Source organism: Paenibacillus sp. DMB5 (assembly GCF_001517085.1).
GTDB lineage: Bacteria > Bacillota > Bacilli > Paenibacillales > Paenibacillaceae > Paenibacillus_AQ.
Map to the genome: position 1 here is coordinate 294,512 of NZ_LRAC01000124.1, position 21,289 is coordinate 315,800.

15 protein-coding genes and 3 pseudogenes are annotated in these 21,289 nt (G+C 52.8%); 14 read left to right on the forward strand and 4 right to left on the reverse strand.

What is annotated here, in order from left to right:
* Window positions 1-20 precede the first annotated feature (20 nt).
* On the reverse strand, window positions 21-1,253 hold the full coding sequence (locus tag AWJ19_RS16175; RefSeq protein ID WP_068725204.1) for an aminopeptidase: 1,233 nt from the start codon (window positions 1,251-1,253) through the stop codon (window positions 21-23).
* Between the two features lie 166 nt (window positions 1,254-1,419).
* Here AWJ19_RS16175 and AWJ19_RS16180 point away from each other — a divergent pair, with 166 nt between their 5' ends.
* Window positions 1,420-1,695 (forward strand): hypothetical protein, encoded by a 276-nt coding sequence (locus tag AWJ19_RS16180; protein WP_068725205.1) that lies wholly within the window; start codon window positions 1,420-1,422, stop codon window positions 1,693-1,695.
* A 58-nt stretch (window positions 1,696-1,753) separates the two neighbouring features.
* Here the strand turns inward: AWJ19_RS16180 and AWJ19_RS16185 are convergent, their stop codons facing one another.
* Window positions 1,754-3,100 (reverse strand): TrkH family potassium uptake protein, encoded by a 1,347-nt coding sequence (locus AWJ19_RS16185; RefSeq protein WP_082707926.1) that lies wholly within the window; start codon window positions 3,098-3,100, stop codon window positions 1,754-1,756.
* A gap of 153 nt (window positions 3,101-3,253) precedes the next feature.
* Here AWJ19_RS16185 and AWJ19_RS16190 point away from each other — a divergent pair, with 153 nt between their 5' ends.
* The 3 genes from AWJ19_RS16190 (at window position 3,254) to AWJ19_RS16200 (ending at window position 4,627) form a co-directional block, all read left to right on the forward strand.
* Complete coding sequence (locus tag AWJ19_RS16190) at window positions 3,254-3,607, forward strand: VOC family protein (protein ID WP_068725316.1); 354 nt, start codon at window positions 3,254-3,256, stop codon at window positions 3,605-3,607.
* Window positions 3,608-3,811: 204 nt separating this feature from the next.
* Window positions 3,812-4,081 carry a GNAT family N-acetyltransferase gene (locus AWJ19_RS16195; RefSeq protein WP_241781771.1) on the forward strand — a complete coding sequence of 90 codons (270 nt, stop codon included), beginning with the start codon at window positions 3,812-3,814 and terminating at the stop codon, window positions 4,079-4,081.
* Between the two features lie 39 nt (window positions 4,082-4,120).
* A complete protein-coding gene (locus AWJ19_RS16200; RefSeq protein WP_068725207.1) occupies window positions 4,121-4,627 on the forward strand; it encodes a GNAT family protein in 507 nt (168 codons plus the stop codon).
* Window positions 4,628-4,720: 93 nt separating this feature from the next.
* On the opposite strand, the gene AWJ19_RS16205 is transcribed toward AWJ19_RS16200, so the two are convergent.
* Complete coding sequence (locus AWJ19_RS16205) at window positions 4,721-6,037, reverse strand: hemolysin family protein (RefSeq protein WP_068725209.1); 1,317 nt, start codon at window positions 6,035-6,037, stop codon at window positions 4,721-4,723.
* Between the two features lie 115 nt (window positions 6,038-6,152).
* On the opposite strand from AWJ19_RS16205, the gene AWJ19_RS16210 reads away from it, so the two are divergent.
* Together AWJ19_RS16210 and AWJ19_RS16215 are read left to right on the forward strand one after the other, a co-directional pair.
* Window positions 6,153-6,920, forward strand: coding sequence for a DUF1836 domain-containing protein (locus AWJ19_RS16210; RefSeq protein WP_068725210.1), 768 nt, complete (start codon window positions 6,153-6,155; stop codon window positions 6,918-6,920).
* An 81-nt stretch (window positions 6,921-7,001) separates the two neighbouring features.
* A complete protein-coding gene (locus tag AWJ19_RS16215) occupies window positions 7,002-8,216 on the forward strand; it encodes an MFS transporter (RefSeq protein WP_068725212.1) in 1,215 nt (404 codons plus the stop codon).
* Between the two features lie 47 nt (window positions 8,217-8,263).
* Here the strand turns inward: AWJ19_RS16215 and AWJ19_RS16220 are convergent, their stop codons facing one another.
* On the reverse strand, window positions 8,264-8,701 hold the full coding sequence (locus AWJ19_RS16220; RefSeq protein WP_241781772.1) for a hypothetical protein: 438 nt from the start codon (window positions 8,699-8,701) through the stop codon (window positions 8,264-8,266).
* 291 nt (window positions 8,702-8,992) lie between these two features.
* On the opposite strand from AWJ19_RS16220, the gene AWJ19_RS16225 reads away from it, so the two are divergent.
* The 8 genes and pseudogenes from AWJ19_RS16225 to AWJ19_RS16260 all read left to right on the forward strand — a co-directional run bounded on the left by AWJ19_RS16225 (window position 8,993) and on the right by AWJ19_RS16260 (window position 21,238).
* A complete protein-coding gene (locus tag AWJ19_RS16225) occupies window positions 8,993-10,783 on the forward strand; it encodes a TerB N-terminal domain-containing protein (RefSeq protein WP_068725214.1) in 1,791 nt (596 codons plus the stop codon).
* A pseudogene (locus tag AWJ19_RS16230) lies at window positions 10,784-12,102 on the forward strand (ATP-binding protein).
* A complete protein-coding gene (locus tag AWJ19_RS16235) occupies window positions 12,099-14,297 on the forward strand; it encodes a DEAD/DEAH box helicase (RefSeq protein WP_068725215.1) in 2,199 nt (732 codons plus the stop codon). Before AWJ19_RS16230 ends, AWJ19_RS16235 begins: the two are co-directional and overlap by 4 nt.
* Before the next feature lie 623 nt (window positions 14,298-14,920).
* On the forward strand, window positions 14,921-16,306 hold the full coding sequence (locus AWJ19_RS16240; protein WP_082707928.1) for an extracellular solute-binding protein: 1,386 nt from the start codon (window positions 14,921-14,923) through the stop codon (window positions 16,304-16,306).
* A gap of 149 nt (window positions 16,307-16,455) precedes the next feature.
* Window positions 16,456-17,346 carry a sugar ABC transporter permease gene (locus tag AWJ19_RS16245; RefSeq protein WP_068725217.1) on the forward strand — a complete coding sequence of 297 codons (891 nt, stop codon included), beginning with the start codon at window positions 16,456-16,458 and terminating at the stop codon, window positions 17,344-17,346.
* A gap of 17 nt (window positions 17,347-17,363) precedes the next feature.
* Window positions 17,364-18,188: a carbohydrate ABC transporter permease gene (locus tag AWJ19_RS16250; protein ID WP_068725219.1), complete on the forward strand. Its 825-nt coding sequence runs from the start codon at window positions 17,364-17,366 to the stop codon at window positions 18,186-18,188.
* 81 nt (window positions 18,189-18,269) lie between these two features.
* Window positions 18,270-20,034 (forward strand): annotated as a pseudogene (locus tag AWJ19_RS16255) (sensor histidine kinase).
* A pseudogene (locus AWJ19_RS16260) lies at window positions 20,031-21,238 on the forward strand (response regulator). Before AWJ19_RS16255 ends, AWJ19_RS16260 begins: the two co-directional pseudogenes overlap by 4 nt.
* Window positions 21,239-21,289 lie beyond the last annotated feature (51 nt).

A 21,289-nucleotide genomic window follows, 5' to 3' on the forward strand; every position in this document is an offset into this window, starting at 1 on the left:
CCTTAATTGTCTCTGTATAATTAAAATGCCCAGTTACCCTTCAAGAAGACAGGCTCCTGTGATCCGTCTTCATTGATCCCGTATATATCCATCTCACCGGAGCCGATCATGAAGTCAACATGGGTAACACTTGTGTTCAGACCGTTCTCAACCAGCTCATCCTCGGTCATTTCTTTGCCGCCTTCCAGACAGAAGGCATAGGCTGTGCCAATCGCCAGGTGATTGGAGGCATTTTCGTCAAACAGGGTGTTGAAGTACAGAATATTGGACTCGGAAATCGGTGACTTATGCGGTACAAGCGCTACCTCGCCAAGGTATTTGGCTCCTTCATCCAGACCGATCAGATATTCCAGGGAATCCTGGCCCTTCTCGGCACTTACACTGATGATACGGCCGTTCTCAAAGGTAATGGAGAATCCGTCAATGATGTTGCCGCCGTAGCTGAGCGGCTTGGTTGCTCTGACGGTCCCGTTGACACCGGTTTTGAGTGGTGCGGTAAAGACTTCCTCAGTCGGCATATTGGCAACGAACGAATGTCCCTTGGCGTTAATGCTGTCACCCTGGGCCCACAGGTGGCCTTTTGGAAGCTCGATGGTCAGGTCGGTACCTGGTGCTATGTAATGCAGGCTCTTGTATTTTTTGGCGTTGAGGACATTAGCCTTCTGCTCCAGAGTATCCAGGTGCTCCTGCCAGGCGGCAACAGGATCTTCGCGGTCCAGGCGTACCGTGTGGAAAATGGCCTCCCACAGCTTATCAACACGTTCCTCAGCAGGTGAATCAGGGAATACCTTATCGGCCCAAGCCTGCGACGGAATAGCAACGATGCTCCAGCTGACTTTGTCGGACATCTGCAGCTCACGGTATTTTTTGAGCGCTGCTCCGCGTGTCTTCTGGAAGTTCGCAATCCGCTCCGGATCAATGCCCTTCAGTGCATCCGGATTCTCGGCAATTACATTCAGGAAGGCTGCTCCGTTCTCGGCGAATTCAGTCATTTCACCGGCAAACCAGGTCGGTGCTTTGGTGAACACCTCAGGTGCGGCATGCTCGAACTGCTGGCGGGTGATGAATTCATCACTCCAGTTCACTTTTACCAGGCTGGCTCCCAAGGCATAGGCTTTGGCAGTAATCAGACGGACGAATTCCGCTCCGGCAATCGGCGCATTTACAACCAGAGTTTGGCCGGGCTGGACATTGACTCCGACTTCAACGGCGAGGTCCGCATATTTACTGAGCTTTGCTGCAAAATCAGTCATTGGTTTTCCTCCAGTTTATTCTTTTTTTAGTGCTGGAAAGCATTGTACTAAATTATTAACCGCCGGATGAAAAAAGTCAATTGCTCCAGTAAAGAGAGGAAATATAATGGTTATAAATGCTATACTATGGTGGTATGATTCATCAGAAGAAAGGCAGGATAACAGCATGAACGTAGAAATTATCAAAGCCGAGCTGAAACAGGAGGAAGATAAGAGCTTCGTGGGAAGAACGGTATTCACGGTGGAGCAGCATAAGCACCCGTACGAAATTACCTTTTTCAGCAAAAAGGGCAGTGAGTGGGATTACAGCCTCAGCTTTGCCGGTGAACCGGGAAGTGAGGAGCAGTTCCTTGAGGTGGACGGGCTGCTGGAGAACGATGATGATTTCTTCAATCAGCTGCTGGACGCCGCCCTGGATACTCAAGAGGATACCGAAGAATAGTACAACACAAAAATGCGACCGCTTAGGGCAGAAGCCGCCTCCCAAGGGTCGCGTTTTTTTATCCTATCGTAATATTGCCTTCCGGATAGCGGAACAGCTCTTTGTTCTTCTTCGGTTTAATGGCATAAGCCAGAGTCAGCGGTCCGGTACGGCCGACGAACATCAGAATGATAACCAGGATTTTGCCGGGGGTGGTCAGCTCCGGAGTCAGGCCCATTGTAATACCTGAGGTGCCGAATGCCGATACAGCCTCAAACAGCACGGTCAGAAAATCAGCGCTTTCGGTAACAGACAGCAGCATTGTAGCAATAAGGACAAGCATCAGCGACAGCAGGGTCATTGTAATAGCTCTGTAGACGTTATCCTTGGAAATCCGGTGCCGGAACATAACGATGTCTTCCTTGCCCCGGATTTTGCTGTAGGCAGTGACGACCAGGATGGCAAAGGTGGTAATTTTGATCCCTCCGCCGGTCGATCCGGGTGCGGCCCCGATAAACATTAGCAAAATCATTAGAAACTGGGTTGATTCACGCAGCAGCGGAATTTCAATCGTTGTCACTCCTCCGGAGCGCGGTGTAATGGCCTGCAAAAAGGAAGCCATAAGCTTGCCGCCGGCGTGCAGCGGTTTAAGTGTTGTATTCAGCTCCAGCCAGAAAAAGACAGCCGCTCCGATCAGAATCAGCACCGCCGAGGTGGAGAGGACAACCTTGGAATGCAGGGTCAGGCGCTTGCGTTTCGGAAAATCCACAATATCCGACAATACGATAAATCCGATACCGCCGAGGAAGATCAGCAGCATAGAAGTAATGTTGACAATCGGGTCTTCCACATACCGGGTAAGCCCGCTGAACGGCCCGTGAACATCACCAAACAGGTCAAAGCCGGCATTGTTGAAGATAGACACACTATGAAAGAGTCCGTAATATACTGCTTTGCCGGCCGGCATATCCATAATAAATCTTACAGTAAACAGCATGGCCCCGATTAGTTGAATAACGAGTGAGTATATGAGCACCCGGCGGATCAGCTTCACTATTCCCTGCATGGAATTCTGATTCATCGACTCCTGCAGCAGCAGCCGCTCCTTCAGGGAAATCCGTTTGTTCAGCACCAGCGTAATCAGCGTTGCCATCGTAACAAAGCCGAGGCCGCCGAACTGAAAGAGCACCAGCAGCACAATCTGCCCGAACACGGTCAGCTGAGTGCCGGTATCAATCACGGCAAGCCCGGTTACACAGGTTGCAGATGTGGCCATGAACAGGGCGTCAATGAAGGAAATCCGCCCGCTTGTTGAAGCAGCAGGCAGGCACAGCAGCAGGGTTCCGACTGCAATCAGCAGTACGAAGCCGAGCGATAATATTTTGGGCGGTGTCAGTCTTAAATGCCCCAGCGATATATTAGCCAAACCATCAATCCTCCGAAGTCTTGTAATGATCCTCCAAGATTATAGCATAAGTTGCTGCCGCTTCACTAAAGGGGGCAGGGAATTGGCAGATTTTATCGAATAAGTAAGCCTGTGAATCCAATTCTGCAGATAATAGAGGAGGCTATGCTTGCTGTGACAAGTCCGATTATGAATCAGATTGGTGCCGTCTTTATACCGGTAAGTGACATTGAAAGATCGAGAAATTGGTATTGCAGCTTATTGGGACTTCCGGCAGACGAGGAAGTGTTGTTCGGGCATTTGTATGTGGTTCCGATGCAGGGTCCTGGTATTGTGCTGGACAGCAAAATTTATACACCCGAATCTATACTAAAAGTCCCGGCCTTTCATTTTAACACAGAGGATATTGATGCCGCCTATGATTTCGTCAAAGCAAGCGGCGCAGAGCTTCTGACTGATATCGAGCATGACCATTGGTTCAATTTCAAGGATCCTGACGGAAACGTCCTGATGATCTGCCGCTGCTGACAGCGGCTTTCCGCTGACAGGTATAGTTGAAAAGGAGCCTGATGTTATGATTAGAGAAGCATTGCCGCAGGATGCCGGTGCGCTTGAAGCCCTATACCGCAGCTGCTGCCGGACCATCCTGACATCCGGGTAACTCCGGACAGAATAAGCGCCATCCGCATAAATCCGGACAGCTTTTTGTTTGTATATGTCAGCAACGGGGAGGTGGCGGGGACAATACACCTGCATCTGTGCATGGATGCGCTCAGCGGCGACCGCCCGTTCGCCATTATTGAACGTGTTGTGACCGCCTCACATGTGCGCGGTCTGGGATTTGGAGCCGCCCTTATGCGACATGCTGAAGAAACGGCAATGAGCCGGGGAGCCCTTAAGGTAATGCTCTCCAGCAACACACGCAGGGAAGAAGCCCACCGTTTTTATGAACGGCTTGGATACGACGGCGAGGGTAGCCGGCTGTTCAAGAAATATCTGTAGAAATAGACAGAGGACTTGAAATAATTGGAGGACACCTTTATGAATGTATCATTCAGAAAGCTTGTCCCGGAGGATGCCGGCAGGCTGCTCAGCCTGCAGCATTCCCTGGATGAGGAGACTGCTTTTATGCTGCTGGAGCCTGATGAACGGCAGACGAGCGTACAGCAGGTCAGGGAGATGATAAAAAGCAAGGAGAGATCGGTTAATTCCATTCTGATCGGTGCCGAAGCAAATGGTGAGCTGGCCGGATATATATCGGTGAGCGGCGGGGATCTGAAGCGGATCAGACATAGCGCCTATATTGTAATCGGCATCCGCAAAGCCTTTCAGGGGCTGGGGATCGGTAGCGGATTGTTTCGGGAGATGGAGGCTTGGGCGCGTACAAGCGGAATTGTCAGACTTGAACTGACCGTGATGGCCCATAATGAACGCGGAATTGCACTGTACAAGAAATGCGGCTTTGAAATTGAGGGAATGAAGAAGAAGTCCCTGTACATAGACGGAGAATGGATTGATGAGTATTATATGGGTAAAATTCTGGACTGAAATATAGGGAAGCAGAGGCACGACGTCCTGATCTAAATACACAAAGTCGCCCCTTGGCAGGGGCGACTTTGTGTTAGTTATATATAAACTGAATTATTCCGCTGGCTGTCCATCTGCGTCTTTCTCGCCAATAAACACTTCAACTTTGCGTATCCGGTTCTTGTTCATTTCCCGGACGGTCAGTGTAATATGCTCATGCTCCATGCTCTTGCCGTTAGCAGGTTCGGCCATGTGACTGTACAGCCAGCCGCCGATTGTGGTCACTTCATCATCATGGAGGTCAATCCCTGCACGTTGCTTAAGCTCCATCAGCGATACCTTGCCGTCGAACAGATAGCGGTTCTCATCAAGCTGTTCTACGTTCTTGCTCTCATCGCCGTCGAACTCGTCGCGGATCTCGCCGACAATCTCTTCGAGGATATCCTCTATTGTGATAAGACCGGAGGTGCCGCCGTATTCATCAAGCAGCAGAGCAATATGTACGCGCTCTACCTGCATGCGGGTCAGCAGTGTCTTAACCGGGGTTACCTCGGATACGGTAAGCAACGGAAGAATCAGTTTTTTGAAATCAAAATCAGGATCGTTATCGTACTGCAGATAAAGCTGCTTCGTATTGATCATCCCGATAATATTGTCTTTGCTGCCGTCGGCCACCGGGAACCGGGTATACTGCTCTTTACGGATGATGTCGAAGTTCTCCTGGAGTGTATTATCGGTGAACAGACAGATCATATCAGTCCGCGGAACCATAATTTCCTTGGCCAGCATTTCGTCAAAGTTAAAAATACGGTTAACGTAGCCATACTCAGCTTTGTTGATCTTGCCGTTCTCGTAGCTCTCGGATAGAATGAGGCGGATCTCCTCTTCGGAGTGTGCATCTCCGTGCTCACTGGCCGGCTTCATGCCGAACATACGGACCAGCAGATTGGCCGAGCCGTTCATCAGCCAAATTAAAGGGTAAAGAATTCTGTAGAACCAAATGATCAGCGGTGAAGTAAATTGACCGATTTTTTCCGGAATGTTGATTGCAGCTGTCTTGGGAGCAAGCTCACCGACAACAACGTGCAGGAAAGTAGCGATGATGAAGGCCAGGAAGAAGGCAATCGGTTCACTGACACTGTGACTCACATTTGCGAGGTCAAACAGCGGCAGCAGCAGCTGCTCAAAGGCCGGTTCCGCAAGCGCCCCGATCCCGAGTGCTGTAATGGTGATCCCGAGCTGACAGGCGGAGAGATAACCGTCAAGGTTGGCAGCCACCCGCTGCACAGCTAATGCATTCTTCTTGCCGTCGAGGACCATCTGGCTTACCTGGCTGCCTCTAAGCCGTACCACTGCAAATTCCGTCGCTACAAAAAAAGCGGTTAATACAATCAAAATAGCCACCAACGTCAAACTAAGTCCTATACCCATAAAATCTTTACCATCCCTCTCGTCGTTAAAATAGGTTATACTCATATTATGAGTTCATATGAACTCATTGTACGAACTTTCGTTTGAAAAATCAAATGGCGGAGGGGTGCCATCAATGCAAGCTTTCACATTAAGCCGTAAGGAAATGTCTGCTCTCCTGCTCTCCCTGACGGATAAAAGTGAACAGAAGCCGCTACACATCCTGCAGGAAGCGTGGTCGAAATTCCATAAGGAGGAAGTGCGGAAGGGAAGGTCTCTCACTGCTTTTTTGTCTACCGATATCCCGCCTATTCTGCAAAAGATCATCAAAGGTAACACAATTAATGGACTCTCACTCGCAGATATTGCCGCCCTGGGCAAGCTCATTGAATATTCCTCCTTGTCGGCTACTGCGATGCAGAACTGGGTCAAACGCGATTTCAAGGAATATCTCGGCTCGCCCAGGCTGGGCAGGAAATACTCCGTTAATCAGGCTGCGCTTCTATTTATAATAGACGATTTGAAGGCCTCACTGGATTTCGAAAGCATCCGCCAGCTTTTCCGTATTCTGTTCCTGCAGCCAGAACGTGACGACGATGATCTGGTTGAACCGGCTGAGCTGTACTACGGCTACGCGGAGCTGTTTGAGGACATTAAGCGCAGTCCCGCGCTGCAGGCACAGGGAGTCGCCGAGCGAAGCGCCAGCAATGAATATTCATGGAAAACAGACAGTACCCTTAGGGGGGCGATGGAGAAAATGATGGACAGGCTGACCCATCTTTCCCGGTCCCAGAAGGATGCGGTGCGCAACATGCTGATGATTGCGGCGATTTCAGTGCAGACCTGTTATTTTCAGGCGCTGGCAAGACAATACTGCAATGCCGCTTTATTCCTTGATTTTTGACTGCTGCAAATTTAGAATGTACTGGAGTAAACAATGGTAACAGGCTACATAGCCGAAAGACGGGAAGAGGTGCATGGGTAGATGAGTCAAATGACGCTGCTGCGTAACCCGAAGCAGCGCAAGCTGCTGCTGAGCGCAGGCTTAAGCTGGATGTTCGACGCGATGGATGTCGGAATGGTTTCCTTTGTCGTTGCGGCGCTGGCTAAAGAGTGGTCGCTGGGCCCGGAAAAGATCGGGCTTTTAACCAGTATAAATTCAGTGGGGATGGCTGTCGGAGCTGCTGCGGCAGGTATTCTGGCCGACCGCTTCGGCCGCAAGTCGGTGCTGCTGTGGACGCTGCTGATCTTCTCGGCGGCGAGCGGATTATCGGCATTTGCCACAGGGTTTGCGATCCTGTGTGCTCTGCGTTTTGTAGCCGGCTTCGGCCTTGGCGGAGAGCTGCCGGTCGCTTCGACGCTGGTGTCCGAGAGCATGCCGGCGGCGGAAAGAGGACGGGCTGTCGTCCTGCTGGAGAGCTTCTGGGCGTTAGGCTGGATTGCCTCGGCCTTAATCGCGTTCTTCATTATTCCGGATTATGGCTGGCGGGTCGCGTTTGCCATAGGTGCGGTACCGGCGCTGTACGCCCTGTATTTGCGGAAGGCGATTGATGATTCACCGCGGTTCACCGAGATGAAGAAGCAGAAGCCTGTGCCGCTGGGCAAGCGGATTGCAGCGGTATGGTCTGCGGAATACCGCCGCTCAACCATCATGCTGTGGATTCTCTGGTTCACCGTAGTATTCTCATATTATGGAATGTTCCTCTGGCTGCCGACCGTAATGGTGCTGAAAGGCTTCAGCCTGGTGAAGAGCTTCGAATATGTGCTGATTATGACGCTAGCCCAGCTTCCGGGCTACTTCACTGCCGCGTACTTTATTGAGAAGTTCGGCCGCAAGTTCGTGCTTGTAATCTATCTGCTGCTCACGGCCGTCAGTGCCGCCTGGTTCGGCAATGCAACAACAGAAGGGATGCTGATGGCAGCCGGGATCTGCCTGTCCTTCTTCAATCTGGGTGCCTGGGGAGGCATGTATGCCTACAGTCCTGAGCTCTACCCGACAACGGTCCGTTCCACCGGTGTGGGGCTGGCAACCTCCTTCGGACGGATTGGCGGCATTCTTGCACCGCTGCTGGTCGGAGTGCTTGTAGGGAAGGATGTAACCATCAGCACCATCTTCATGCTGTTCTTCGTAACGATTGTCATCGGGGCACTTGCCGTGCTGGTGCTTGGCAAAGAAACAAAGGGAACGGAACTAACCTAGGATGTTTAACGTTTATGATGGCCCGCCTGTGATTTACGGCGGGCCCATTATTTTTTCTTTTTTTTCACAACAATAAAAATCATTATGACGAGCAGCAGCAAACCCGCAGATGACCATATAATTGGCCAGTCAAATGAAGCTCCGCCGGCATATTCTCCGTTATAGTCCGCTCTAATAAACGTTCCATTGTCCAGTTTGACCGCAATCGCTTCATTGATATTAACGCCTTTAATACTGTAATATTTAGTCCCCTTTGGGTATTGGTTCGAAAAATTACCGGAATAAGTGCCTTCCTCATCCGAATATTTTGTAACCTGGCCGATCATCGAATCCACTTCTTGGGCTTCTACCCGTTTGTCCGAAATGACATAAGACTTTCCTTCATTTACAACAAATCTGTTCGCCCAATCGGCATGCACAGCCTTTACTGCCAATAAAGTGCCGGCAAGCCAGAACGCAATCAGCAGAAACAGAGACCTTTTCAAATGATCACTCCTTTCATACCTATTATAAGACGGGTATATTTTAGTATTGTTGCGCTTTTGCAGCTATTGCGGACTAATCAGTACTATAGTATATTCTTACTTGAATACACAAACGAACGTTCTCATTGTCCGGCTTTGCGCGTGACAGATGCTCATCATAAGATCTTGAGGCGCGGCGCGCTCAGGGTCTTATTTTATAGGCTGGCCGCGGGCCGTTAACCGCTGCATCAGGCAGACACGCATATGATATAATGTTGAAATGACTAATGTTTACGAGTGGGGAGATTACGGATGGCGAGAGACAGGCAGGGCCTGCATTTTTCGGAGCTGGTCTGGGAGAGTACAGAACAGGATATGGCGGTTCCACCGCGGGAATCCGGACACAACCCGTCTGAAGAGCACAGCTCTGTGATGAAAAAGACGGCAAAAAGCGGACAGGCTGACGGAAGCGCTCCGCAGCAGCTGCAGCTGTGGGATCTGGAGCAGGGCAGCCCGCCGGCTTCTATGGGACAGTCTGTGCAGAAGACGGAACAGCCCAAAGAGTGGAATGTGCCGCCCAAAGAACCCCGGATGAAGTCTGCTCCTCCTCTGCCGCGTACAGCGTCCTCCGCTTCGCCCGCCAAGAAGGAGACAGAGAGCGAGTTCGTACAGCGTGCGGCTGAGCTGGAGGATATGACTGCAGATGAAGCAAAGCTTGTCCCGTTCAAAAGCTACTGGCCGACCTACAGCCATATGACCGCCGAGCAGAGCCGCTGGTACTTCTTCTGGCGGAATGAAGTGAGACAGGGTCGGTATCCGAAGACGGATCTGTCTTACATTTTTCTGCATGTGTATGAGCTGATTAACGGTATCGGCTGGCGTGATCCGAATGACGGTTACCGGCAGCTGGGGCTGATCTGGGAAGCTTACCGGGCCCAATATAAACGGCTGGATCAATACCTGGGCAGCTGGATGGCGGACTTTTCATTTGTACACAAGCTTGACGTTCCCCTGTCGCTGATCGTTGCGCGTACACGCGGATTATCCGGTGATCTGGCGGAGATCGAACTGCTTCGCTGTCTCAGCACCGCCCCGGAGCAGCTGACCTTCGAGGTTCTGACTGTGATGTCTGACTATGATATCAGCAAATCTAAGTTCTATGCCGGTGAGGGAAAAGAAGCGTCTGAGCGCTACATACCGCAGGTGGTAGCCTTAATCGACGCCTATGTCGCGAGGAAGCACGGGGCACGGCTGATCGAAAAGTTCCCTCCAGGGCCTCCGGTCATGCGGGAGCGCTACCTGTTCCGCAGTGCGGTATATGATATCTCGCGTTATGGCTATTCTGTACTTGTACCTGTCGTGAGGATCAGCAAGCTGCTGCCGCTGCGCAGCCTGATTACCCGCCTGTTCCGGCTGACCGAGAACAAGCTGCGGGAGCTTATGGGCTTCCGCGGACGGCTGAAGGATATCCGGATAGACCCTGACATGGACGAGCTGATTACCAAATACCTGCAGCGGGAATTCCGCAAAGCGGAGCAGGAGGCCAAGGGTCCGGCAGTTGTCATAGACCAGACGAAGCTGGAACAGCTGCAGAGCGATTCCGAGGTTGTCCGCAGCCTGCTGACAGTAGAGGTATATGATGAGCCGCTTAAGGAGCAGGAGTATGTAGCGGAAATGGTTCAGGCTGATAGCCGGGAGCAGGGTTCAGAGCAGCTGCATGCGGGGATATTGGAACGTGAACAAATTTTAATGGAAGCTGAGAACAACCTGGAACAGGATTATGGCCAGCCGCTTGAGGACAATATTGCTGCTGAAGGAGAAGCTGCGGTTGTACAGACGTCTGCCGGTGTCACTCCGGAATGGGAGGAGCTAAGCGCAGAATTGCTTCCATTGCACCGGAAGGTGCTGCTGGCGCTGGCCGCGGATAACGGGCCTGTCCAGGTTGACAGAATTGCCGCAGCTGCCGGAACGATGGCAGAGCTGCTGTATGATGAGATCAATGAGCTTGCGATGAATATACTTGGTGATCTGCTGATTGACGGCGGGGAGCTGGCTGAGGAATGGAAGCCGATGCTGGATTTACTTAATGAGGTGAATGATTAAATGAGTGAATTAAAAATACCAAAGCGGATGACAACGGCACTGGTCAATTCCCTGACTGCCGGAGTCGTGCCGCGGATCGGGCTGGAGCATATAGCTGTCGGCCGCCGGCCTGAGGTGGAGGCGATACTTCGGGACATGGAGAACATTGCGGACGGCGGCGCGGCCTTCAAGCTGATTACCGGTAAATTCGGCAGCGGCAAAAGCTTTTTGCTGCAGATTATCCGCAACTATGCGATGGACCGTGACTTTGTGGTCGCGGATGCCGATCTGTCGCCTGAGCGCAGGCTGGTGGGCACGAAAGGTCAGGGACTGGCAACCTACAGGGAGCTGATGAGCCATCTGTCGACCCGCACCCGTCCGGATGGCGGAGCGCTGGAGATCATGCTGCAGAAATGGATTATGGGGCTTCAGCAGGCTGTAATGCAGGAGAAGGGTCTTACAGCCGACGCTCCGCAGCTTGCGGAAGAGGTGGAGCAGCGGATTTACAGTGTCGCCTCCGGGATGCGGGGCTTAGTGCACGGCTTTGATTTTGCCAAGGTGCTGGCCTCTTACTGGAACGGCCATAAGCTGGCCGAGGATGAGCTGAAGCAGGATGCGCTGCGCTGGCTGCGGGGCGAATTCGCCACCCGGACAGAGGCGCGAAAGGCGCTTGGTGTCGGCGTATCATTGACGATGATAACTGGTACGATTATATGAAGCTCTGGGCGGAGTTCACCGGGGCAATTGGGTATAAGGGACTGCTGCTGTTCATTGATGAAGGCGTGAATCTCTATAAAATCACCAACAGCATCTCACGGCAGAGCAATTATGAGAAGCTCTTGACCATGTTCAACGATACGATGCAAGGCAAGGCGGAGCGCCTGGGCATCTTCATCGGCGGCACCCCGCAGTTTGTCGAGGACGGGCGGAGAGGCCTGTTCAGTTATGAGGCCCTTCGTTCACGGCTGGTTGCAGGGCGTTACGGTGCAGCGGGGCTAAGCAACTTTACCGGGCCGATCATTGCGCTGGAGATGCTTTCGCATGAAGAAATTCTGGTGCTGCTGCAAAAGCTGCGGGATATTCACGCCCTGCACTACGGCTATGAAGCAAGACTGACCCAGGAGCAGCTGGTGCATTTCATGGAAGAGGCTGTGGGCAGGCTGGGGGCGGACGAGCTGCTGACCCCGCGCGAAATCGTGCGTGACTTCATGGATCTGCTGCACACGCTGAGCCAGCACCCTGAGCTGTCCTTTGAGAAGCTTGTAGGTGAGCGGACGATTAAACCGGATGCAACCGATGAGAATGATCTGGACGGCCTGCTTGCGGAGTTTGACCTATGAGCAGCAACCCGTTCTACAGGCTTGCTCCGTTTATTAAAGAGTTTATATACAAAAACCGCTGGGAGACATTGCGAGAGGCCCAGGTGGATGCCTGCCGCGTGCTGTTCGACACGCCGCATCATCTGCTGATCGCCTCCGGGACGGCTTCAGGAAAGACGGAGGCGGCTTTTTTTCCGGCGCTGACCGAGCTGTATGAGCGGCCGTCCGATTCCGTGGGCATCCTCTATATCGCGCCGCTCAAGGCGCTGATCAATGATCAGTTCACACGGTTAAATGATTTGCTGCGCGAAGGCAACATCCCGGTCTGGCACTGGCACGGCGACGTGCCGCAGGCTGACAAGACCAAGCTGATGCAGAAGCCTTCCGGCGTCCTCCAGATTACTCCGGAGTCGCTGGAAGGCCTGCTGATGAACCGGCCGAATGCCATTCCGGCCCTGTTCCATGATCTGCGCTTCATCATCGTCGATGAAGTGCATGCGTTTATGGGCGCGGACCGCGGCATCCAGGTGCTCAGCCAGCTGGCGCGGATCTCGCGGATGGCCGGCTGCCATCCGCGGCGGATCGGGCTCTCCGCTACGCTCAGCGACTACGCCTCCGTGACGGAGTGGCTGGCCGCCGGCACGCGCGAGAGCGTAGAGGTGTCCGCGCCGCAGGGCGGGCGCAAGCTCCGGCTGAGCGTGGAGCATTTCTCGTTCCCGGATGCGCGGGACGAGGTGCAGGCCGAACGCCTGGAGCTGGCGCGCCAGGCGTATTACGGGTTTATCTACGACCATACGCATCTGAAGAAGGCGCTGGTCTTCACGAACAGCCGCACGGATGCGGAGGAGACCATCCTTGAGATGCGGCGGGTGGCCGCGAAGCGCGGGGAGCGCGACGTGTTCCATGTGCACCACGGCAGCATCTCGGCGATGCTGCGCGAAGAGACGGAGGCCGCGCTCCGCGAGGGCTCCGGCCCGGCCGTTACCGCAGCGACGCTGACGCTGGAGCTGGGCATTGACCTTGGCGAGCTGGAGCGCGTACTGCAGCTCGGCGCGCCTTACAGCTGCGCGAGCTTCGTGCAGCGGCTGGGGCGTTCCGGGCGGCGAGGCGATGCCGCGTCCGAGATGATCTTTGTCACGCCCGAGGAGGAGGACGAGGAGGCGCAGCTTCCCGCACGGATGCCGTGGACGCTGCTGCGGGCCATTGCTGTCATCGAGCTGTACGTGCGCGAGAAATGGGTTGAGCCGCTGAACGTGCGGCAGCTGCCGGTGGGGCTGCTCTATCATCAGACGATGAGCATCCTCAAGAGCATGGGTGAAGCCGAGCCGGAGGATCTGAAGGAGGCAGTCTTGACACTGCCATCCTTCCGCGGGATAGATCCTGCGGATTATGATGCTTTTATGGAATACATGATCGCGATGGGTCATATCGAGATGATGGATGAGGGCACGGTGCTGATCGGCCTGGCCGGCGAGAAGATTGTGAACAACTTCCGTTTCTACGCGGTGTTCAAGGACGATGAGGAGCATGTCGTGTACAACGGCACCGAGGAGATTGGCTCTATTACCACCGTACCGCCGCCGGGCTATTGCTTCACCCTTGCCGGTAAGCTGTGGAAGATCGAAGAGGTCGACAACCGCCACAAAGCGGTTTACGTCAAAAGCTCGCGCGGCAAGGTAGACACCCTATGGCTTGGCGCAGGCGGTGATGTGCATACCCGCATCATGACCAAGATCCGTGAGGTGCTGGGCTCGACAGCGATATATCCGTACCTTGCACCAAGCGCAGCCGCCAGACTGGAGCGGGCGCGCCGGCTGGCGAAGGAGAGCGGGCTGCTTACCCGCGAGGTGCTGCCGGCCGGCGGCGATTCGATCTTTATCCTGCCATGGGCGGGAAGCCGGCAGTTCCGTACACTGGAACGCCTGCTGAAGAACAACCTCAAGGGTCCGCTTGGCCTGCGATCCGTCGTGCCGATGGAGCCATACTACATGGTCGTCGCCGGCAAGGCGGATGCGGAGACGCTGGAGGCGGCGATTCTTGCGGAGACGACCGCTGCGTCCGACCCGCTGTCCTTGCTCAGCAAGGATGAGGCTCCCTACCTCGGCAAATACGATGAATTCATCCCACATGAACTGCTGCGCAAGGCCTTTTCCCTGGACGGGCTGGATGTGCCGGGACTGCAGGGAGTGCTGGATAAGTGGCAGCGGGGGCAGTGAAAAGGGGAGAAACCTAGCGTGACCTCCCCTGAGTGGCACTTGATGAGCCGGAATTTAATTGTGATTGTATTTTGTGCAACCGATCTGCTGTATACAATACAATTGATCATACGGGCAGCGTTAAGTGTTACTGTACAACGCCTACCCTCAGAAAAGGAGCAGCTGCGGCTGCTCTTTTTTGTGCGATTTCATTTACATTTAGGAGTGAGCTGATTAAACTAAGTGGAATTTCGCCATCTAATTCCAAGTCATTCGCTCTATATCAGATTTTAGTTGGAAAAACGCTACTTAATTTTAACGTTTCCGCTCCAAAAGCGGGATTCCGGCCAATTTAAGTGATGATTTACCACTTAATGATCTTCAATTCTGATAAACAGCAGAATTAAGTAGCAAAAATCCACCTAAATCCTGCACCCAAATAATCTGCGAGCCTCAACCGCTGATAGCATCCCGTTCCAATCCGTAGCATCCCGTTCCATTCCGCTCCAACCCGCCATCGAGGCCACCCCATTCCAGCCCTATCAATATAGAAAAAACAAACCTTTATTCTGCAGTTCCCACCTTGTTGGAAGCGCTTAATGGGATGATAATTAGCCTATCACGAGTTAGGGGGCATACAAACAATGGTCAAAAGAAACATGCAGAAATCACTGGCAATCGGATTCAGCGCAGTAATGGCACTCAGCTTGGCCGCATGCGGCAACTCGGACAATAATGCTAACGACTCCGCAGCCACTAACGCACCCAAGAGCACAAACAGCACGAACAGCGGCGGAAATGCAGCAGAGCCTGCACCGGACAGCGGCAAAAAAGTAACGATTACCTTCCAGAACATCTATCCGGACCCGGCAACGCCTTCGCACAAGATGATCAACGAGCTGACTGAGCAGTACATGAAGGAGCATCCGAATGTAACGATCGAGCTGGATACGCTGAATACGGACCAGCAAAAGGTCAAGTTAAAAACACAGGCCGCTTCCAAGGAAGTGCCTGATATTACGATTGTGAACCCGGCTGCGCAGATGAAGCCGTTCGTGGATGCCGGGCTGTTCGCTCCGCTGAACGATGTGCTGGACCAGAACGGGCTGAAGGATACCTATCAGGAAGGTCTGCTGGATTACTACAGCTTCGACGGCAACGTGTACGCACTCCCGGACGGCAATAACATTGAGGTTGTGTACTACAACAAAGAGCTGTTCGAGCAAGCCGGTATTGCAAATACGCCTACCACATTTGAGGAAATGCTGCAGGATGTCAAGATCCTGAAGGAGAAGGGCATCACACCGCTGGCAATCGGGGAAAAAGACTCCTGGACCGGTTCCTTCCTGTTCATGAATATCCTTCTGCGCACAAACGGCGGACCGGGCTTCCTGCAGGATGTACTTAGCGGCAAGAAAACGTTCGAAGATCCTGCGTTCATTGAAGCGGTAGATGCATTCCAGCAGCTGGTGCAGGCTGGGGCCTTCCCGGATGGGGCAACCTCGATTGATGCCAATGCCGGCGGCAATATTTTCAAATCCGGCAAAGCCGCTATGTGGGTTATCGGCTCCTGGGAGACCGGCGCGATCGACGCATCCTCTGTAGCCGGCAAGGTAGGCGCCTTCCAGTTCCCTACGGTTAACGGTAAAGGCAATCCGAACGAATTCATGCTGGCACCGGGCAGCGCCTTCGCGATCTCCGCGAACAGCGAGCATCTGGCCGAAACCAAGGACTTCCTGAATTTCTTTGCGTCCAATCTGCCGAAAAAACAATTCGAGCTGAAGAATGCCGTAGGACTTGGCCAGAAGGTGGACGGTGACCTGAAAGCGGCAGGATACTCCGATCTTGCTGTCAACATTGCCGGATTGTTTAACCAGGTTCAGGGCGGGGATCTCGCTTTTGACAACACGATGAATCCGGCAACCGCACAGGTTCACCTGAGCAGCATCCAGAATCTGTTCGTGCAGAAGGTGGATTCGGCGGCAGTGGCAAAAGAGCACCAGCAGGCTTTTGAAGCCAACAAGGAATAAGCATTAACGGTTTAGTTTTCAGGGGCTCCGGCCCCACATAATAACACACTCCCCATCTCCGGTGCGGATAACAGCCGATCTAAAGCTGCTCCGCACCGGATTGTAATGGGCCTAGATAAAAGAATCTGCTTGATCTGGAGGCGGGAAAGATGAAAGTACTTAAGGTGCCAGCGCGTACAATAGCCGTCTTCGTATTGCCGTGTCTGCTCTTATATGTGTGCCTTGTGTTCATACCCATACTGGTATCCGTATATACAGGTCTGCTGAAATGGGACGGCTTGTCGGCCGCGACGTTTATCGGGCTTGGCAATTTCAAGGATATGTTCTTTAATGATCCTGTGTTCTGGCCTTCCGTAAAAAGAACCCTGCTGTACGCCGTTGCTTCCATGGTGGAAATTCCGCTGTGTCTGCTCATGGCGATTCTGCTGAACCGTTATTTGCGCAGAGGCAATACACTGGTGTCGATCTATTTTACACCGGTCATTCTGTCTGTCGTCATCATTGGACAACTGTGGAAAACCGTCTACAATCCTACCTCCATGGGCGGTATGCTGAACGGTGTGCTGGTCTCCCTGGGGCTGGAAAGCTGGACGCATAACTGGCTGACGGAGCCGCAAATTGCGATGTACGCCCTGTATTTCGTATCCCTTTGGCAATACTTCGGCTATCATCTGCTGATTCAATATACAGGTGTGCAAAATATTCCCGATGAGCTCTATGAAGCAGCTAGAATCGACGGGGCAGACGGCTTCAAGGCCGACCGTTACATCACCCTTCCGCTGATTGTCCCGATTTTCAAAATATCGATTGTGCTTGCTTTTATCGGCTCGCTGCAGGCCTTTGATCTGGTTATGGTCATGACTGCCGGCGGTCCGGCACATGCCACTGATGTCATTTCCACGCACATGTACAACAGCTCGTTCGGCTCCTTTAAATACGGCTACGGCAGTGCGATCGCGACCTTCCTCGTTGTGGTATGCCTGGTCTTCACCGGCTTTATCAATATGATTTTTAACAGAATCGACCGTAAATTCAATTAGACAAGGGGTGCACGGTGATGCAAACATTCAAAAAAGGAATCGTGTATCTGCTGTTCGCCATTCCTGTAGTAACCCAGCTGTATCCGCTGCTGTGGCTGCTATTATACTCACTCAAGACGAATGAAGAGATTATGGACGGTAGCTTTTTTTCCTTTCCCAAATCCTTTCAATGGCATAATTACAGCGAGGCTTATACTTCGGGCAACTATCTGAAGTACCTGGGCAACAGCGTGTTTGTTACGGGGATTACGATGGTATGTGTCATTGTGCTGTCGTCCATGGTGGCTTACGCCATCTCCCGGTTCCGCTGGAAGTACGGCGGTGTGGTGATGACTATTTTCCTGATGGGGATGATGATCCCGATGCAGGCTACGCTGCTGCCGCTGATGATTATTTTTAAAAATATCCATGTCCTCAATACGCACTGGTCGCTGATTCTGCCATACATCGCTTTTTCCACACCGATTGCCGTCTTTATCCTGTCAGGCTTTATGCGCGATATTCCGCATGAGATTGAAGAATCAGCGTTTATCGACGGGGCGAGCGTTTACCGGATTTTTACCAGCATCATTCTCCCGGTGTCGGTTCCGCCAGTTATGACGGTGTGCATTCTGACGTTCATTAATATCTGGAATGAGTATATTCTGGCCGCCACGTTCATCTCTGCAGAGAAGCTGAAGACGCTGCCGTTTGGGGTATACACCTTTGTCAGCCAGTATTCGGTCAACTACGGTAATATCGGGGCTTTTCTCGTCATGGGGGCATTGCCGGTGATCCTGATCTACTTCTTTCTGTCGAACCGGATTACGAAAGGAATGGTCGCGGGGGCGGTCAAAGGCTAAAAGCCGTTGCTTTCCAAAAAGGGTTGGAATTATAATAGGGAACGGCAGGACAGATCAGGTGGGGCGAGGGAGGAGAGTCTTATGCGAAACGGCTTTCATTCCATCCATTACCGGTTGTTTCTGCTGTTTCTTTTTTGCATGTCCAGTATTCTGGTTAGTGTCAGTCTGCTGTACTATAACCGGACTACCGAGCAGCTGCATGAAAAAATCAGCGATTTGTCGCAGAAGAATGTCGCCCAGACGGCCGGGTTGTTCACCCTGCTTTATAAGGGATATGACGCGCTGTCCAAGTCGCTCAGCAATAACTTTGAAATGATCCGCCTGCTCAATGAAACAACCGATGAACCGGCGGTGGCCTATATTAACGAACAGACGATTACGAATATCATCGGCTCTATTTTTTACTCGCGTGATGATCTCGTAGGCATTCATGTCATTACCGACAAGGGCAAAATTTATAATTACGGCAACTATATGAATGTGGTCGATCCGGATTATAAAACAACCGACTGGTACAAGCAATTGCAGGCTTCCTCCGGTAAAATGGTCTGGCTCGGCGTCTATGAGCATTCGCTGATCGACCAGGTGGAGGACAGTCCTGTATTCGCTTTCGGACGGCAGATTTTTGACCTCAATGAGCATAAGCCGATCGGCATTGTCCTGTATGAGACCAATCCCGAGCCGGTGCTGGATGCGCTGGACAACCTGAAGCTCGGCGAGCACAGCCAGGTGTATCTGATGTCGCAGGACGGACGGTTTGTCTCCTCGGCTACTGATCCTACACCGGAAGTAGAGAATCTGCCCGCCCTGCCGGCTTATGAGGATGTGATGGTGAAGCAGGAGACGGACAGGCTGATTGTGGCCTCGAAGCTCTCTTTTTCAGGCTGGTGGGTCATGTCGATTACGCCGGATAAGGATCTCAATGTGGAGCTGGTCGAGATGAAGCGCTATCTTCTGATTGTCATTTCGATTCTGATTCTGGTTTCCACACTGATTGCGTTCATCGTCTCAAGAACCATTTCTTCCCCGCTGAAGAAGGTTATCCGTGAAATGCGGCAGGTGGAGGTCGGGAATTTCCGCGGAATGGTCAATGTGTCGTCCTATCAGGAGATCAACATTCTCGTTGCTTCTTTCAACCGGATGGTCCGGCGGATCGAGGAGCTGATTGAACGTGTGAAGCTGTCGTCCGTCAGTGAAAAGAACGCCGAGCTGCACGCTGCAGTCCCAGGTGAATCCGCATTTTCTGTACAACACGCTCGATATGATCTACTGGATGCTGGATGAGGAGGGCAATGAGCAGCTTGGGGAGCTGGTGCTTTCCCTCTCGTCAATGTTCCGTTATAGCAGCCACTGGGAGGACGGGGCAGAGGTTACACTTGCGGAAGAGCTGGAGCAGACCGGCCATTATCTGGCCATCATCTCGATCCGCCTGGAAGGCCGGCTGAAGATTGTAACGGATGTCGGAGAGCACTGGCTGGGCATTAAGGTGCCGAAGATGACGGTGCAGCCGGTCATTGAAAATGCGGTGAAGCATGGTCTGGAGCCGCTGGACCGGCAGGGCATTCTCAAGGTGTATACCTGCGAGGAAGACAATATACTTAAATTGGTGATAGAAGATAACGGCAACGGCATGACGGAAACGGAGCTGCAGCACCTGCTTGATTCCCTGGATGGCAGAGGTCCCAGAGAATCCGGCAAAAGCGGCATCGGACTCCAGAATCTGCACCGCCGCCTGCAGCATATGTTCGGGGAGAGCTACGGGCTGCAGATTCAGAGCTATCCGGGGACCGGGACCAGAGTTTCGATCCTGCTGCCGCTTACCGGGGAAGGAGACCTGATTACATGAACATACTCATCGCCGACGATGAACGGGTTATCCGAGAAGGTATCATGCGCACCATCAAGCATCTCTATCCTGAGTATGAGGTATATGTTGCGGAACGGGCCGAGGACGCGGTCAGGCTGATGGAGGAGCAGCATATTCACATTGTCCTGACCGATATTCTGATGCCGGGGATGAGCGGTCTTGAATTCATGAAGATCACAAGGCGCAGATTTCCTTACGTGAAATGGGTGGTCATCTCGGCCCACAGCGAATTCGCATACGCCCAGGAGGCCGTCCGGCTTGGTGCCCGGGATTATCTGCTCAAGCCGATCGGTAAAAGCAAGCTGCAGGAGATTATCAGCAGTCTGACTGAGGAGATTCAGCAGGATAGCGATTTATCCAGGCAGGGGGAGCGGCTGCGGGCCAGTCTGCGCTTCCTGCGGGAAGGGGTATTTCAGCGGCTGGCTTCGGGACTTGATATAGGCAATCTTGATTTGAGCCCTTTTATCGCAGACTACAGCTGCTATTATCTGGTGATGGTGCAGCTTGAGCCAGGTGAAGGCGGGGTAAGGCTGGAGCATTTTATCGTGGAAAATGTGCTGTCGGAGCTGGTTGAGCGGCACGGGCGCGGTTTTGTGGTCAGCTATGACCGGCGGAGCCTGCTGGGTCTGATCACCCTGGAAGAACATGCTCAGATCGGGAAGTTTCAGGCGGAGGTGCAGGAGCATCTTAGCCATTATCTGAAAATTCCCTTTCAGCTGCTGTATTCCGGATTAAGCCATGACTTCAGCAGTGTGCCGCAGGTAGTGAAGCGGATGCGGGAGCCTCGGCTTCACAGGCCTTTGAGCTGGAGCCGGTGAAGGGCAGCGGGGAGAAGGCGGTTGAAGTGGCGCTGCACTATATCCGGGAGCATTATGCGGAAGACCTTTCCCTGGAGCGGATGGCTTCTGTCGTTTTTCTCAATCCGGCTTATTTCAGCCAGCTGTTCAAGCAGAAGACCGGACAGGGCTATAAGGAATATGTAACCTCGCTCCGGCTGGAGCAGGCCAGGCTGCTGCTGTTGAATCCGAAGCTGAAGCTGGCCGAAATCGCTGAGCGGGTCGGCTACCAAGACATGAAGCATTTTACCCAAATGTTCCGTAAAAGGACCGGGCTTACGCCGACCGAATACCGCCAGCAGGCGAATATTAACATTCAGCTGTCGAAGGGGACACCGCCGCAGTAAAAAAGCAGCAGATTCCGGTTTCGAAACCGGTGTCTGATGCTTTTTTCACAT

Bases quoted from the DNA above. Each gene is read 5' to 3' on its own strand.
- AWJ19_RS16200 (WP_068725207.1), top strand. From the start codon at position 4,121: ATGAATGTATCATTCAGAAAGCTTGTCCCGGAGGATGCCGGCAGGCTG.
- AWJ19_RS16175 (WP_068725204.1), bottom strand. From the start codon at position 1,253: ATGACTGATTTTGCAGCAAAGCTCAGTAAATATGCGGACCTCGCCGTT.
- AWJ19_RS16240 (WP_082707928.1), top strand. From the start codon at position 14,921: ATGGTCAAAAGAAACATGCAGAAATCACTGGCAATCGGATTCAGCGCA.
- AWJ19_RS16180 (WP_068725205.1), top strand. From the start codon at position 1,420: ATGAACGTAGAAATTATCAAAGCCGAGCTGAAACAGGAGGAAGATAAG.
- AWJ19_RS16250 (WP_068725219.1), top strand. From the start codon at position 17,364: ATGCAAACATTCAAAAAAGGAATCGTGTATCTGCTGTTCGCCATTCCT.
- AWJ19_RS16210 (WP_068725210.1), top strand. From the start codon at position 6,153: ATGCAAGCTTTCACATTAAGCCGTAAGGAAATGTCTGCTCTCCTGCTC.
- AWJ19_RS16245 (WP_068725217.1), top strand. From the start codon at position 16,456: ATGAAAGTACTTAAGGTGCCAGCGCGTACAATAGCCGTCTTCGTATTG.
- AWJ19_RS16215 (WP_068725212.1), top strand. From the start codon at position 7,002: ATGAGTCAAATGACGCTGCTGCGTAACCCGAAGCAGCGCAAGCTGCTG.
- AWJ19_RS16225 (WP_068725214.1), top strand. From the start codon at position 8,993: ATGGCGAGAGACAGGCAGGGCCTGCATTTTTCGGAGCTGGTCTGGGAG.
- AWJ19_RS16235 (WP_068725215.1), top strand. From the start codon at position 12,099: ATGAGCAGCAACCCGTTCTACAGGCTTGCTCCGTTTATTAAAGAGTTT.
- AWJ19_RS16205 (WP_068725209.1), bottom strand. From the start codon at position 6,037: ATGGGTATAGGACTTAGTTTGACGTTGGTGGCTATTTTGATTGTATTA.